General features: G+C 48.8%; 9 protein-coding genes. 1 reads left to right on the forward strand and 8 read right to left on the reverse strand.

What is annotated here, in order from left to right; translation table 11 throughout:
- Positions 1-143: 143 nt before the first annotated feature.
- The 6 genes from GON22_RS20620 to GON22_RS20645 form a co-directional block, all read right to left on the reverse strand.
- Positions 144-1,904 (reverse strand): ABC transporter ATP-binding protein, encoded by a 1,761-nt coding sequence (locus GON22_RS20620; protein ID WP_160398004.1) that lies wholly within the window; start codon positions 1,902-1,904, stop codon positions 144-146.
- Entirely contained in the window at positions 1,901-3,640 is a 1,740-nt protein-coding gene (locus GON22_RS20625; protein WP_160398005.1) for an ABC transporter ATP-binding protein, read from the reverse strand. Before GON22_RS20625 ends, GON22_RS20620 begins: the two co-directional genes overlap by 4 nt.
- 126 nt (positions 3,641-3,766) lie before the next feature.
- Positions 3,767-4,441: a TetR family transcriptional regulator gene (locus GON22_RS20630; protein ID WP_160398006.1), complete on the reverse strand. Its 675-nt coding sequence runs from the start codon at positions 4,439-4,441 to the stop codon at positions 3,767-3,769.
- A 302-nt stretch (positions 4,442-4,743) separates the two neighbouring features.
- A complete protein-coding gene (locus tag GON22_RS20635; protein ID WP_160398007.1) occupies positions 4,744-5,982 on the reverse strand; it encodes an extracellular solute-binding protein in 1,239 nt (412 codons plus the stop codon).
- 24 nt (positions 5,983-6,006) lie between these two features.
- Entirely contained in the window at positions 6,007-7,695 is a 1,689-nt protein-coding gene (locus GON22_RS20640) for a methyl-accepting chemotaxis protein (RefSeq protein WP_160398008.1), read from the reverse strand.
- Positions 7,696-8,005: 310 nt separating this feature from the next.
- Positions 8,006-8,449, reverse strand: a complete 444-nt coding sequence (locus tag GON22_RS20645; protein WP_160398009.1) for a cell wall hydrolase — start codon at positions 8,447-8,449, stop codon at positions 8,006-8,008.
- Positions 8,450-9,006: 557 nt separating this feature from the next.
- On the opposite strand from GON22_RS20645, the gene GON22_RS20650 reads away from it, so the two are divergent.
- Complete coding sequence (locus tag GON22_RS20650; protein WP_237179275.1) at positions 9,007-10,905, forward strand: peptidase G2 autoproteolytic cleavage domain-containing protein; 1,899 nt, start codon at positions 9,007-9,009, stop codon at positions 10,903-10,905.
- Positions 10,906-10,959: 54 nt separating this feature from the next.
- Here GON22_RS20650 and ppsA read toward each other — a convergent pair whose 3' ends face one another.
- Positions 10,960-13,554 (reverse strand): phosphoenolpyruvate synthase, encoded by a 2,595-nt coding sequence (ppsA, locus tag GON22_RS20655; protein ID WP_160398010.1) that lies wholly within the window; start codon positions 13,552-13,554, stop codon positions 10,960-10,962.
- Positions 13,555-13,820: 266 nt separating this feature from the next.
- Positions 13,821-15,917: a Kelch repeat-containing protein gene (locus GON22_RS20660; RefSeq protein WP_160398011.1), complete on the reverse strand. Its 2,097-nt coding sequence runs from the start codon at positions 15,915-15,917 to the stop codon at positions 13,821-13,823.
- Positions 15,918-15,921: the final 4 nt, after the last annotated feature.

Here is a 15,921-nt window from a genome sequence, read left to right on the forward strand (position 1 = left end):
TGTACCAGCTTGCAGGCCTGATAAATAGAGTTGCTATTTGCCCCTAGCTTCTTCTGCCCATAGTATCTTAGTACATCATTACTTTGGTCGCTGAGTCCCTGTCATTCCGGCAAAGAAGAGATAAAACCAATCCCGCGACGAATTCACGCATATTGCATCCGGTAGAGCTGCGCATATCTCTCGGAACGCTCTAGCAACTGCTCATGGGTTCCTTCTTCCACCGCTTGCCCGTTCTCCATGACAATAATGCGGTCAGCGTTACGAATCGTGGATAGACGATGCGCAATCACGATCGCGGTACGTCCCTCCATTAGCCGTTCTAACGCTTGTTGAACGAATTCCTCCGATTCGCCATCCAGCGCTGATGTTGCTTCATCGAGAAGCAATACCGGCGCATCCTTTACCATAGCGCGCGCAATAGCGATACGTTGGCGCTGCCCGCCAGATAACTGTGTGCCTTGCTCGCCGATTCGCGTATCCAAACCATCGGGTAACTGGTGGACCCATTTATCCAAATCTGCTTCGCGAACGGCATGCCAGATCCTTTCATCCGTTGCATGGGTATGGCCCCAGGCGATATTTTCTCGAATCGTACCGTCAAATAGATAACAGTTTTGAGGCACATACGCAATAAGCGCTCGTACCGCTTCCTGTGAGAACCGCTCACGAGGCTTCCCGAATAATAACATTTCACCTTGGCCCGCTTCCGTTAGCTCCATTAAATAGCGAATTAACGTCGTCTTTCCTCCCCCGCTCCCTCCGACAATCGCCAGCTTCTCGCCGTTTCTGACTTGCAAGGACATATTGTTAATGATGGGCAAATCGGTATCGTATGAAACTGAAACACATCGCATATCGATCGCGAGCTCCGCGAGAACGTCCGGGGCAGCCATTGCTTCTCGCATGCGCTCATCGGGTTGGTCAAGAAGTTCCTTGACACGTTCCGCTGCAATCGTTGCGTATTGCAACTGATGGTACGAGTTGGTCACTAACAATACGTCATTATTGATTTGCGACTGCATAAGTACGATAAAAATCACGGTTCCTAAATCAGCCTTGCCCATATGAACATACACACTGCCCACGATGAGCGTGATTACGATCGCACTCCATTGCATGGCAGAACTCAATGATGAGCGCATTGCATTATAGTTAGCCCCTCGCATCGCGTAGGAATAAGCGGTCCTAGAATCCGTCTCGTATTGTTCGCGCAAATACGAAGCAAGCCCGAACATACGCACGACAGTGCTGCCTGCGATCACGTCGATCATTCGCTGCGTCAGGGCCGACATGATACCCATCTTTTTCGAATGCCATGTGAATTCTCTGCGAATGCATGCCAAATTCGCATAAATGCTAATGAATAGAAATAGGAGGTTCATCATGCCAATAGCTGGTTGTTTTACGATACAAATGACCGTTGCGATCAATATGCTAAGAGGGATTGCGAACAGGCTTCCATTTCCAGTCATCATGGAGCTGAAAAAAGCAGACGTGCGTTCCGCATCCATGCTCATGCGAGTGGATAAATCGCCAGATAGCTGCCGATCCGCTTCAGCTGCAGGCATCGCGGTTAACTTTGCGAACATCGTCTTGCGTAACTGTGCAAGCCCTAGAACATGAATACGTGAAACTTGGTAATTAACGGCCGTAATGACGATAATGCCGACGAATATAACGACGGCAACCATACTGATTGTATCTAGCATTGAAGCAAAGTCGCCCGTTGCTGCATGTGCTGTCGTCTGTCCAATTAAATACGCGGTGGTGATTGACATCCATGCGTGCTGCAGGATGCCGAGTGCAGAGCATAAAACATAACGCGTTCGCCACTGTTGAATAAATCGCCAGGTCCACACCATCATGCGGAACGTGTGCGTGATGCCGTCAATCGCTAATTTCATGCTTCGGCCTCCTGCGTTTTATAGAGTTGATAATAGGCCCCCTGCAAAGCCATCAATTGCTCATGTGTACCGCTTTCCGTAATTTGGCCGTCTTGCATGCAATAAACGCGATCGAGATTTCGAAGAGCAGATAATCGGTGCGCAATAACGATCGTGGTACGCCCCTGCATGAGTCGCCTAATCGCTTCGGCTACCATCGCTTCGCTCTGCGTATCAAGTGCAGAGGTAGGTTCATCAAGCAAGAGAAGCGGAGCGTCCTTCACCATCGCGCGGGCAATCGCAACCCGTTGCCGTTGTCCCCCAGATAAACGAAGGCCGCGTTCTCCTATTTCACGCTTCGTGTCGATGCCGCCAAGATGTGCGGCATCAATCGCAGCTTCAATTTGCTCGTTCGTTGCACATCGATTTCCCATAGCCACATTGTCCCATATGCTTCCGGCAAACAAGAACGTTTCTTGCCCTACATAAGAGATGTGTTCGCGAAGCGCCTCTGTCGACCATTCCTCTATGGCATGGCCAAATAAGGCGATTTCGCCTCCACTCTTGCGGTATAACGCCATGAGCAGCTTGATTGCAGTAGACTTGCCAGACCCGCTTGCGCCCACGATTGCAATATGCTCGCCACGCTTGATAGAGAATGATAACCCGTTTATAACAGGCGGTTTGCTCATGTAGGAGAACATAACGTTATTGAATAGGATGGCGTCTCCTTCCGGCTCGCTTGCAGTCCCGCCCGCCGTTTCAGGCAACAGATCCCATAGCTCAAAAACGCGGGCGGCGCAGCCGCGGGCTGTTTTGAGAGCGGATAGGACGGATGGGAAATCCCCGATCGGGTTTCCAATGAAGACGCTCAATATAATGACCGACATGACGCCGCCGGGCGTAATTTGATGGACGCTTGCTAAATAAACGCCAAATCCGCATATGATGATTTGTGGAAGGAAAAGCATGATTTGCCCTAACGGGGTAAGCAATACGGTTGCACGGTTGGCATTAATGCCGCTATCGGCCGCCCGATCCACAGCCGCCTCATAGCGGTGGCGCAAGCGTTGGTCCCAATTATAGGCCTTTGCAGTCTCGTAGCCGCCCGTCAAGTTACTGGCAATGGACAGCGATTCGCCGGCTGCTTGCTGCCACTGCTGTACGAATCGGGTTAACGGAGCTGAGATTCTCACTTGCAGCAACGCAATCGCTGGTACGAGGGCTAGCGAGAATAGCGTTAATTGCCAACTTATAAGGAGGGATACGATTAGCGCCACAAAGCCGATGATTTGTTGCGGCAGCCGCACCGAGAAATAATTTTGCAATGCTCCGTTAATCTGGCCTAAATCACTGTTGGCGCAAGATAGGATGTCCCCTGCCTGCTTCGTATCTAAAATTTGTTTGTCAATGCGCGACACGATTGCAAACGTCATGTCGCGTATTGTCCGGTCGCATAACTCGCTATATTTAAGCCCGATTAATTGCTGCAAATATTGCGAAGGAATTAATACCGCAAGCGCTATCAAGAGCAGAATCGCCTGTTTGTTGAAGATCATGCCCGTAGCGCCATAATCATCAATAATGGCATGAAAGCACTGCGTCATGATGCTTAATATGGCTGACGATAATAACGAGAACAATATTGTGAAAGACAACGCCGAAGCATGCTTTGCATTAACTGACAAATAACGCAGCACGACTTTTATGGTGCTTGGTGCCGAATCATGTGCAGCTGGCACAGTGCCTAGCTTCATGTAACCATCTCCCCTATTTCATAAAAATTCACTTTCTCGTTCAATAGGCATTATGAATGAACAATTCATTCATTATTATTCATTTTATAAAGCACGCCATAAGCGTGCCGGGATTATTATCGTTATTCACTTGCTATCCATTAAGTAAGACCTCACCACGAGATCAACGGCGATTTGACGTGCTGCATCGCGAGGTACCGAAATATCAGGCATTGCGATGTTGGCATTCATTGCCCACCATGTCAAAATATCGATGATGCTTTGCACATGGACGCGTGGATAATCCAATTCCCGAATCTCTCCGGCTTCCAAATAAATCTTTAAGTTTTGCTCTAGCACTTGGAAGAACTGATCTTTCGTTGGCAAAAAGGCGTCTGCTAATTCACGGAGAATACTCGAATTCGTTTCTATGTTCCCAGTTGCAAGAAGGATGTCGGCACTCATATCGAAAATATCCGATATCATCTGTTTGAAGTGCTTAATAATCACTCCATTCGTATCCACGATGTGTAAAACATCGTTAAAGATCCTTTCATGGAGCTTCAAGAGAAGATCATTCAGATGGTTCAAGTCTGCCTCTCCAACAGGCAGCGCAATATCGGAGTCGAGATAGTCTTTCTCCAGTGACGCGCGTATGACAAAGGTCAAGATTGCCTTTTTACTTGCAAAAAGATTGTAGACCGTGCCAGTGGCCACTCCGGCCGCTGCCGCAATTTCTGAAACCTTCGTATTCGCATACCGTTTCGTATTGAAAAGCCTGCCCGCATGAAAAAAAATGCTCTGAAGTCTATCGTCCGCCATGTTTCACCTCAAATATGAATGATTCATTCATTCATATTGTATGCACGTATCTATCAATTGTCAATCCTCTCCAATTGTACTGATTGCGGATGGCCCTTTCGAGCCAAATAAGCAAGAAATATGTATCTAAATCGCAACAAGCTGGTCCCGGTATAATAACGGGACCAGCTTGTTGCGAAGGTTTTATTATTCAATGTCTACAATTGGACCTTGATCGGACCATACCATTAAGGCTTTTGATATGCTAGCCAGCGAGCTTATCAGTCTCCGGGGCAGCGCTTTTGCCTAAATGGATGTTGTCGTCATCTGTCCTGCTTAAGTAAAATTCGCCACGCGGCATCAATATTGTTCGCTGTTTCTTTAGGCGTTAGCTGATCAAGCAGCATCTGCCCGAGATTAGCCGAAAAATCGCTGAACATTTGTGCGCCTTCGGGAATGCGCGGACGCGGTTTTGCCGAAGCAAGAACTTCCTTGAAGCTCTGAACAATTGCATCAGAAGCGAGACTGGAATCCTTATAGACACTTAGCCGGCTGGGCAATGTCTTGAGTTCCTTCGTTTGGGTCGTTTGCATCTCTGCACTGGTCAAATAATGAATAAGCTTGTAGGTTTCTTCAGGGTGCTTGCTATACTTGGATACGACAAGACTGTGGCCACCGGCAGGGGAGCCTTGTCCGCCTGGTCCGGCAGGGACTGCTGCTATGCCGAGATTGCCGGCATCCTGAAACTCGCTTCCGGTCAGCAGATCGCTTACCGCCCAAGTGCCATTCACGATCATGGCTGATTTCCCAGCCTTGAAATCGTTCATCATCCGGTTATAGCCGTCCGAGAAATCCGGATATGGCTGCGTTACGCCGCTATCACGAAGCTGCTGCATGAAAGCTAGCCCCTTGATTGACTCCGCAGAGGCAATATGAATCTTGCGGTCATCGGTCAGCGTGTCGCCTCCAAAAGCCCATACATATGGGAGGGCGAAGTAAGAATCGTCGGACACATACAGGCCGTATCTACCGCTCCCCGTCAATTTCTTAGCAACGGCCATCAACTCGTCCATCGTCTTTGGAGGCGCGGAATACCCTTTTTCCTGAAGCAGACGCTTGTTGAACAGGAGAGCGGGCGCTTCCATTACCGTCGGTAAGCCGTATAGCTTACCGTGGATTGTGACGGACTCCAACGTAGTGGGATTAAAGTCCGCCGAATCTTCTGGGCCAATCAGGCTGTCGATCGGATACAGCAGTCCCAGTTCGACGAATTCAGGAACCCAGGAATTATCAGAACGAAATCCATCGAGCGTTTGATCGCCCAACATGGCGGTCTTCACATAGTTAGAAGCCGATCCGAAACCAACTTCCACGAAGTTGACCTTGATACCTGGATTTTCTTGCTCGAAAGCTTTTACACGCGATTTGATGAGCTCTGCTTCCTTGCCGTCATAGGTGCTCACGAAGTTTAAAGTCACGGGTTGGTCACTATCTGCATTCGTACAGGCGGTCGTGACGGCTAGAGAAATGACCATAAACATGGATAATATCTGTTTGAACAAGTTATTCACCCTTAGCATTAAGAATTATAATCGAAATTTACCGATAAGCGTCTTGAGCTCGTCCGCCAGATCAGCGAGCGCATTGGATGAAGCAGCGATCTCCTCCATCGAAGCAAGCTGCTGCTCGGTAGAAGCCGCTACGCTTTGCGTACCGGATGTATTCTCGTTTGCGATCTGCGCGATGACGGTGATGCCGTCTACGACCGTTTCGGTATCGGCTAGAATATTAGATGTCGATGCGGTAACTTCTTGTACGTCCTGTTCTACCCGCTGAATAAGATCGAGTATACCTTCGAACGATTCGCCAGCAACCTCGATTAACTGAATGCCTTTGCACACCTCAAGTGAGCCTTTGGCCATCTCAGTGGCGGCGATGCCTGTTTCCCGTTGAATGCCCGCGATTAAATGATGAATTTGGTCCGCAGATAACCGCGATTGCTCCGCCAATTTGCGAACCTCCTGCGCGACGACCGAGAACCCTCGGCCTTGTTCCCCAGCTCTTGCCGCTTCGATCGCCGCATTCAGTGCCAGCAAATCGGTCTGATTCGCGATGTTCATAATTAACTGGCTAGCTTGGCCAATTTGCAACGCATGTTGTTTGAGCTCTTCGATTACGCCGGATAACTTGTCGGTGCTGCTTTCAATGATACGTACTTGGCGAATGGCGCTTATCAAATCATGCTTGCCCTGCATCGCCGTGTTCGAGGTATGGGTAACAGTTTGCAGAACGGCTTTCCCATTAATCGCGATCTCCTTGACCTTCTCGGACAAGTTCGTGATTGTGTTCAAGTTCTCTCCGACTTGCTCCGCCTGAAGTTGCGTACCGTCGGTAATGGCCTGCGTGATGGATACGATATAATCGGTAGCCTCGCTAGTTTGTTCAGCGCTCGCCTGCAGTTGCGCCGAAGAAGCGGCGACTTGAAGCGACACAGAATCGGCACTGCCGATGACCGAACGGAGCGACTGCGTCATTGAATTAAACGCTAAGGCCAGCTCGGCCAGCTCGTCCTTGCCATTAAACATGAGAGGCTCTGCTTGGAGATTCCCTTGCGCGACAGCCCCTGCGGACTGAATCAGTCTACGGGTGCGACTTGCCATATAATTGGAGAGCAGAAATGCGATAGCGAGAGACAACAAAATTGCGATGCCTACTAGTGAGTAGTTTACCAGCTCTACTTGCCTGTTCTTATTGCTAATTTCAGCTTTGTAGGCTTCAATTTTGGCTTGTTCATCCTTCATAAAGGAGAGCAGTGCGAATGCAATAGGATCGAACGAATCCTTGGTATACTGCTCTTGAGAGGGAATAATTTCTCCCGCGGCCTTGCGCTCCATAATTTTCGTCTTATAGGCGACATTATCGGACCATAAGGCACTGAATGCCTCCACCTGTTTCAGGCTATCCGGATCGGCCGTCATGCTCTTCAGCTTAGCCAGCTCTTGATCAAGGAACTTGACGGTTTCCTCGTAGCGACTTTTGTAATTGCCCATCAAATGGTTTGGGGCCAGTAAATAGTGAGCGCCATCATCGTTGGTCATCCGTGCAAACAAGTTCAGCCGCTGCACGACTTCCATCCGTTGCTGCGATTCGAAGATGTCGTCCGTGAGCGCAGTGATACGCTTGTTCATCGTCGTCGTAATGGTGACGGTAATGAGAAATAACACGATAATAGAGAAAAAACTTACCAACAATCTTGTGCGAAGTCTGAGTGCCAAAGCGATACCTCCGGTTGTAATGGACATTTTTTGTGCAATCGTTTGCACAAAAGTGTGGATGAATATACATAATAAACGAGTGAGCTAAATGATGTACACTGAAATAACTGGAAATGAAGAAAATCAATGCCTCTCCTATCATGTTTCCAATACTAGGTGAGTGAAAATTGTAATAAATATAATAAAAAAGAAATGAAGCATCCAATGCATACTGAAGGCTTCATTTTTGTATTCACTATTCATTTACTTTCTGATAAATATAAATGTTTAAACCGATCGAATGGCCGGCTGCGTTGGTCTCGTTTTTAAATCAAAGCGTATTATATACATTTTCACATTCTTTCGCGGTCGGTTCATAGAAGCAATGCTTCTTCCATCGTCCTACGAACGGCTGATTATACCAAGTTGGCGGACATGGTCCGGGATTGTCGAACGTTCCTGGACGGAAATACCATAGGGAGAACTTGCCTGGCCACATCCGTTCCCCATTGACAGCACGTTGTGCCAGCCGGCGCTCCCTATCCCTTGCGCTTTGATAGTACATGCCATGCTGCAACGCTTCGAACGCATGCGGCTGGTTGATCATTTGGGGAATTGTTCGGATATTTTTAAAATCGGAGCAATTCGCTCTTATTCGATTGATGCCAACATTTCCAACGAGTAGCATGCCCTGTTCGCCTTCCGTCTCCGCCTCAGCCCGAAGCAACCTTGCCAACATATCAATATCCTGTTTTCTGGCTTTTACAACTGCCATTGGCTCACCTCTTTAGATGTCTAGATTCATCATATTGTAGGCGAAGCGCAGGTGTGACTCTGCGGCCACCACAATGCCAATATTCACTCTTGTTGTTCTTCTCTCCCACTAAGGAGCGGTCACTGCCGAGCTTGTATAGGCGCACTTAGGCCATGCTGTAGGCGAAGGTACAAACATGACAGTTTAGTGCTCATATGATAGATGATCAACCTTAATGAGGTGACCATATGGGGTGTAAAGCTCAAGGAAGGAGAAATAAAAAACGAAAGCAAAGCTCGGAATGTAAGTCTCCAACCACAAAAACCTGCTGTCCAAAGACTGTTAAAAAGTGCAGAAGAAGCAGGCTGGCTATTACTGGACGGCAACTCGCTCGATTGCAGCATGAACTTATTATAATTAACCAGTTGATTCCTCAAGCTCTTCTTGCTTCCGATGAAAACATTCAGAATGATCTGCAAAGGCATCTCGTCAATTTAAATAACTTGCTTCAAAACATACAATGCGGCATAATACGTCAAGCCGTGAGAATTGCCCTACTGGAGCTATTCTTTGCTCAATTGCGTGCAGCCCAGTTTCGAACAGCGGCTGCGGCAGTAAATCTGCAGATATACTTTACCAACGTTAGGACCGTCGTTCGGCTTTTAATTGTAGACAACAGCATACGAAATGAGCTGCTGCAGAGCGTACAGAACATTCAACTAACCCTTAGCGCTATTATTAATGAAGCCGAAGGTGCTCAAGGCCCTCCTGGACCTCCGGGACCTCCTGGGCCGCAAGGCCCGCCACTTACTGTCGGCTGCAATGCCGTAGCCCTTGGTGCTTGTTCGTTTGCCGAAGGACGAAATACGCTAACCGAAACCACTGCAGAAGCTTCCCATGTGGAAGGGGAAGAAACAGTGGCCAGGGGGCACGGCGGTCACGCCGAAGGTGGATTCACAAAAGCAAACGGACAATTTTCCCATGCCGAGGGCACAATGACCGTTAGCAACGGTGCTAACGCACATGCCGAAGGCAGCGAGACAACGGCTTCAGGCAATAACTCACACACAGAAGGCTTGAGAACCTCTGCTGAAGCCAGCGAGTCCCATGCGGAAGGCTCGGGAACTGTTGCAAGTGGCCTATCCGCCCATGCAGAAGGAAACGCTGCAATTGCTTCTGGAGATACCTCTCACGCCGAAGGGAACCAGACCCAAGCCACAGGCACCGCCTCCCATGCGGAAGGTTTGCAAAGCATTGCTTCAGGAATTGCATCACATGCCGAGGGAAATGTTACGCTAGCTGCAGGCCTCACCTCTCATTCGGAAGGAAACCAAACCCAAGCACTTGGAGACTCCTCCCATGCGGAAGGGCTCCTGACGATCGCTTCGCAAATCTCTGCTCATGCGGAAGGCAATGGGACGCGGGCTATTGCCGCTAATTCGCATGCTGAAGGCAATGATACAGAAGCATCTGGAATCAACTCCCATGCCGAAGGTTCTGCAACCGTAGCTCAAGCCGATCAGGCGCATGCCGAAGGAACAGCAACCCGCGCCCTCTCCGTCTCCGCGCATGCCGAGGGGAATTTCACCTTGGCTTCGGGCATCAATGCGCATGCTGAAGGCAATTCTACCGAAGCTTCTGGAAGCCATTCCCATGCAGAGGGAGAACTGACCCGAGCCACAGGTTATGCCTCGCATGCACAAGGCCAGTTCACGACGGCAAGCGGAAGTTTTTCCCATGCAGGCGGAGCGGGCACGATCGCATCTGGAGACAACTCGTTTGCCATCGGCACCTCCACCACCGCAGATGGTTTCGGCTCATTTGCTGGCGGACTGAATACGAACACCGGTGGGCTTTTCGGCGCTTATATCATTGGGCAAAATGGCACTGCAATCAAACCAATCTCATTCCATATCGCCAACGGCGCCAACATTGGCCCATCCTTCAACTCCATCATCCTGGACGGGACAGTCGGGAATGTTTTAATAGATGGAACAGTCATAGGTCCCGCTGCAGCAGACTATGCAGAAATGTTTGAAACGGTAGATGGCTCTTCTATCGAGCCCGGTTATTTTGTAACACTTGAAGGAAGCTATATCCGCAAAGCAACTGGACCGGATGATGAAGTTATCGGCATCGTGAGCGCTAACCCGTTAATTCTTGGCGATGCAAACGAGCTGCGCTGGCATGGTGCCTTCTTGCAAGATGAGTGGGGAAGATTGTTGCTGGATGACAAAGGCGATCGGATGTTGAGTCCGGACTTTGATTCAAGCAAAACCTACGTTCCAAGACGTGATAGGCCTGAGTGGGTTAGCGTTGGCTTGTTGGGCAAATTGAAGACACGTGATGATGGCACTTGCCAGCCAAACGGATACTGTCGGCCAAACGAGGAAGGCATTGCAACCGTGGCGACAAAAGGAGAGGGTTATAGAGTGATGAGCAGGCTCGGACCCAACCAAATTTTAGTATTACTTTGACTGCCTCTGTTGGCGAAGGGACACATCGAATATGACGATGTGTCCCTTCTTCCATTACATAATTTCAATAAACCCTTCTGTTCCATTCACGCGGATACGTTGGCCATCTTTGATCAGCCTAGTCGCATTGTCCACGCCAACAACGGCCGGCAACCCATATTCCCGCGCGATAACAGCACCATGGGTCATCAAACCGCCAACTTCGGTGACCAGGCCTTTAATGGATACGAATAATGGCGTCCAGCCTGGGTCAGTAAAGGAGGTGACTAGTATGTCCCCCTCTTCAAGATCAGCATTTTCCATGTTCAAAATAACGCGCGCTCTTCCTTCGATCACGCCGGTTGAAACAGGCAGCCCTGCAAGCGCATTAGCCGGCATATGCTCCCGATTGTACTCACCTGCAATGATTTCACCATCAGACGTGATGACACGCGGAGGAGCTAGCTTTTCGTAAAATTTATACTCCTCTCTTCGTTTGCTGATGAGCTGACCATTCAGTTGGTTAGTGCGTACTGCCTCGTGGAGTTCTTCGAACGTGAGATAGAAGATATCTTCTATCTCATCGATCTCGCTAGCTTGAACGAGTAGTTCGACCTCTTTCAGCATAGCTTGCTTATAGACAAAGTAACGGCTAACCATGCCATATTTTGGATACTCTCGGTAGCCGATGAAGTTTCGGATCAGTCCGATCATTCGCTTTGTTTCTTTAGCTTTTTGTTCACCGTCCGGCAATTGCTTCAACCGATTGATTACATCCTGTTCTTTATCCAAAGCTTCCTGGCGCCCTTGCTCAAACTTACGTTGGCCAGCATTAGGCTCAGCGTTCTTGATGTTGCCCAGAAGCATAGGAACAAGTGTCAATGGCTTTTCACTCCAACGTGTTCTCGTAATATCGATCTCGCCAGCACATCGCATTCCGTATTTAGTGAGATAATCATTGATCGCGCGTTGGGCTTCCTTTCCTCCCGCAAAGTGAACCAGCCCCTCCAAAAAGCCATCCTCATTTGCATGCTGCAAATATTCTATTATTTCTGGATAAGGGCGAATCACATCCGCGACGTCCAGCAGCGCCAGACCCATTTGCGAAGTAATATTGTTAGGCACAGATTGGGAAAGCGTATCGGCAACGTTTTTCTCGCCTAGCCACTCATACAACTTCTCGTTGACCCATGAAGCAGCATTCATAGCAGCCATAAACACAGCCGTACTTTGCGGGTCGAATAAAATCTTTTTTAATTGCTCGATATCTTCCAGAATAAAATCAAACAAGTCCACGCCCGACTTCGCTTGGATGTTCCGCTGCAGCTCCTCGATTGAGGCTTGGCTGCGCTTTATCAATTCCGAAACGATTGTCGGATCGTTCTCGAATGATGCCTGTTTAACTGGAACACTTCTATTGGGAACTTGGGCGATGGCATCATGTGGAGTCATTTTTATAAAATCACGCTCGATAATAGTCTTCAGTGCGCCGCTGATAAGAGGGTCGGATTCCATTGTTTTTAATAAAGCTTCCCGTCCCGATGGCGTAGCCAGCCTGGCTGCAACATCAACAAACAGCCTCCCGCCGGCTTTACGCATAGGCGCTGGAGTAATCATCAGGTAAAAAGATAAACCCAATGGTTTGATAGGATCAGTCATCATCTGTTGATGGCCAACGGAAAGATAGACATGATTTTCTTGATCATTAGCTTCTGGAATCGGGAACAAAGTCGTAATCGGCCGGCTCTGGACAACATAGAAAATATCGTCAGCCAAACACCATTCGATATCTTGCGGGCAGCCAAAATGTGCTTCTATCTGTCTTCCGATGCGTGCCAGCTGTAAGATTTGCTGCTCCGTGAGTGTTTGGCACTTCTGCTGATCTGAATCGATCGGAATAGTCTCAGTACCGCCTCCATTACGTCCATAAATGGCTAATTGTTTGGCAGCAATCCTTTTCTCGACGATTTCCGCTTCCCGCACTTTATAACAATCGGCAGATACCAGGCCAGATACTAGAGCTTCCCCAAGCCCAAAGCCAGCATCGATGGATAACAATTTTCGACTAGAAGTAATGGGATCGGCGGTGAACATAATGCCTGACGCTAGCGGAAAAACCATCTTTTGCACGATAACGGATAAATAAACTTGCCTGTGATCGAATTCATGCTGCATACGGTAGATGACAGCTCGCTCGGTGAACAGCGAAGCCCAGCATTTGCTGATATGCTGCAGGAGCGCATCGATGCCGATGATGTTCAAATAAGTATCTTGTTGGCCCGCAAAAGATGCAAACGGCAAATCTTCAGCAGTCGCGCTCGAACGGACGGCATATGCATGTTCTTTGCCTAAATGGGAATGAAAACGAGCAACCTCTTCTCCTACATCAGAAGGGATTTCTGCATCCATGATGGCCTGTCGAAGCTTCCTGCTGATTTCACCAATCTGGTCTCGATTCTCTACTTTTAGTTTGGTTAATTGCTCTAACAAAGCATGATACGTTTCGTTGTGCCCGATGGCTTGTCGGTATGCTGATGTTGTCACACAAAATCCTTCTGGTACCTGGATGCCGTGCATTTTTGCTAATACCCCTAAGTTTAACCCCTTGCCGCCGACGAGCCCAAGCTGTGTTTGATCCATTCTCTGAAAATCGAGAACCAAAGTGTCCATTCAGCATCTCTCCCCACTACAAAATTGAGAAAACAATTGACAGGAGCTCACTGGCATGGTACGATATAAATATAATATGAACTTACTATGATTTTTAACATCTTTTCAGACGCATCTGATTATAACATCGTGTCATATTAAACGCAATCTATTAAGAACTTGGACAAGTGTACCAGGTTCTTTTCTATTTTTCCGCCATCTTTCTTACACTCTTCCTCAATAAAGCAAAAAGCAGCGCCAACCCATGTTGGACGCTGCTTTTTGCTTTATTGTGTGTAATACCATACCGAATTGTCAGAGTGTGAGCTTAGGCTGCCGCCGAGCAAGTAAATTCGATCGTTAAATACGGTAACCCCCTGCTGTATTCTTGCACCCCATGGCGCCTGTTGCGTGACAGCTTCCCAACCAATTCCGTCTTGGGTCACCCACATGTCGCCAAGGCCTCTCACTTGCGTGTTCGTTCCGCCGATCAAATACAGGTTGTTCCCGAGGACGGCAGCTTTCGAATCGAATCGTGAGTTCCACGGCACGTTGCCGTTGGCGAGCTGTTTCCAATCCCTCCCGTTATCTGATGCCCACACGTCCTGCAAGCTGTTGCCGGATTTGGAACCGCCGATCAAATAGATCTGGTTTTGATAGACAACAGCCGTCGCCGCATCGCGAGGGCTCCAGCCGGCTTGCGGCGTAATTAGCTCCCAAGTTGATCCGTTATCCGATGCCCACACATCGTTATAAACGTTGCCTTGATGATCCCTGCCCCCGAGAATCCACATTCGATTCTGAAAGACAACGGCACATAGCCCGTTGCGAGGCCGCCATGGCGCACTAGGAGTCGCACATTTCCAATTGACGCCATCGGGAGATACCCATACGTCGTTGGCATCCCCATTTACCGAATCTCCGCCAAACAACCAGATCGCATCCCAGAAAGACACGCCCGCCGAACTGCGCCGGCCTGCCCAAGGCGCTCCTCGGTTGACGCATGTCCAGCTTACTCCGTCGCTAGAGCTATACACGCTGTTCTGGTATTGGCCTGCAAACGCCCACATCTTACCTTTATTGCTCAGCACGACCGGAATATTCATATATTGAAGCTGGGATTGCGCTGTCGCTTGATACCACCCAGCCGATTGCCGTGAATGGAATGGGATCTGCGCGATTTCTCCTTTGGCCTTGTAGGAGTTTGCCGTAACTTGCACCTGCGTTGCGGTCGTAGGAACAGCATTCATCGGGATCGATAATGATTGGTTATTCGCCTGCTGCTCCCATATGATCGCGTTATTGGCATCCAGCAATCGGACAGTATAGTTGGTAATCCCTCGATTATCCATCTGCCATGTGATATCAAACTGGTCGTTATTAAGCGTACAAGCAAGATTTTGAGGTTTCGCTGGCCTCCTTATAAACGTAACAGCATTGCTCCATGGGCCAGGAAGAAGTACATCGGTTGTGGAAATTTTATATAGCCCTCTGATTTGAAATTTCGTAATTGCGTCAGGCGGGATATTTCTAAGGTCCACTTTCACTTCGTTGCCGCCGCCGCCAAAATAGTACAGCGGTTGCGAAGTTAAAGGCATGTCGTTTACAGCGTCGAGCGCGATGAAGTTCATATCTGTTGCCCCGTCAAACGGGGTCCAGTATAGAATAACCGTGTCCGAATCGCCGGCCAGCATATCAAACTGCTGTGGTACGGCAATTATCACATACGTTACAGGGGCCGAAGCCGTGCTCCAGTCGCTTTGATCGGTGTCGACGGCCACCTGAACCTTCGCCACATACTGTTGATTCATCGTAAAAGGCTGCCCGTCACTTAATGGGAACAACGTGCTTGTCTCCGTCACATTCGTTACGTTACATATAGCCGTCTGTTGATCTTGGATGGTAAACAGAGCAACGTTATAGGAAGGCATCTTTCCTTGCAACAATTCGGGCAACGTGACTGCCTGCCATGAGGCGCTTAGTTTGCCGGATGAATAATCGCAGGATACCGTCACGCCCGCAGGCACATCGATAACGATCTTCGGCGGAACGTATAATTGGTCGATCGCTTGCTGAACTTCGTTCGCATCAAATCCGGCGGATTCGAGTGCGGCTCGCATTTGGTCCGCGGTCGTGCCAGGATACAAACTGGGCTGTAGCAGCAATGTTCCGGCATCAAGCGCGCTCATGTTTGGGAATACCGGCGTCGTCTCTCCATATTTAATTACTTGAGCGAATTGATTTGCCGTTAAAGATGGATGGATATCTTTAATCTCTTGCGCAATCTCAATCGCGGCTCCTGCCGGAAATGCCAGACGAAGCATCCATGCTTGATAAGCGGCATTGAGCACGACATTGTCTACTGTTTTTTGAGTATCCGTCATCGCC

The organism is Paenibacillus sp. MMS18-CY102, assembly GCF_009789195.1.
Lineage (GTDB): Bacteria > Bacillota > Bacilli > Paenibacillales > Paenibacillaceae > Paenibacillus_T.

Bases quoted from the DNA above. Each gene is read 5' to 3' on its own strand.
- GON22_RS20620 (WP_160398004.1), bottom strand. From the start codon at position 1,904: ATGAAATTAGCGATTGACGGCATCACGCACACGTTCCGCATGATGGTG.
- GON22_RS20625 (WP_160398005.1), bottom strand. From the start codon at position 3,640: ATGAAGCTAGGCACTGTGCCAGCTGCACATGATTCGGCACCAAGCACC.
- GON22_RS20630 (WP_160398006.1), bottom strand. From the start codon at position 4,441: ATGGCGGACGATAGACTTCAGAGCATTTTTTTTCATGCGGGCAGGCTT.
- GON22_RS20645 (WP_160398009.1), bottom strand. From the start codon at position 8,449: ATGGCAGTTGTAAAAGCCAGAAAACAGGATATTGATATGTTGGCAAGG.
- ppsA (WP_160398010.1), bottom strand. From the start codon at position 13,554: ATGGACACTTTGGTTCTCGATTTTCAGAGAATGGATCAAACACAGCTT.
- GON22_RS20660 (WP_160398011.1), bottom strand. From the start codon at position 15,917: ATGACGGATACTCAAAAAACAGTAGACAATGTCGTGCTCAATGCCGCT.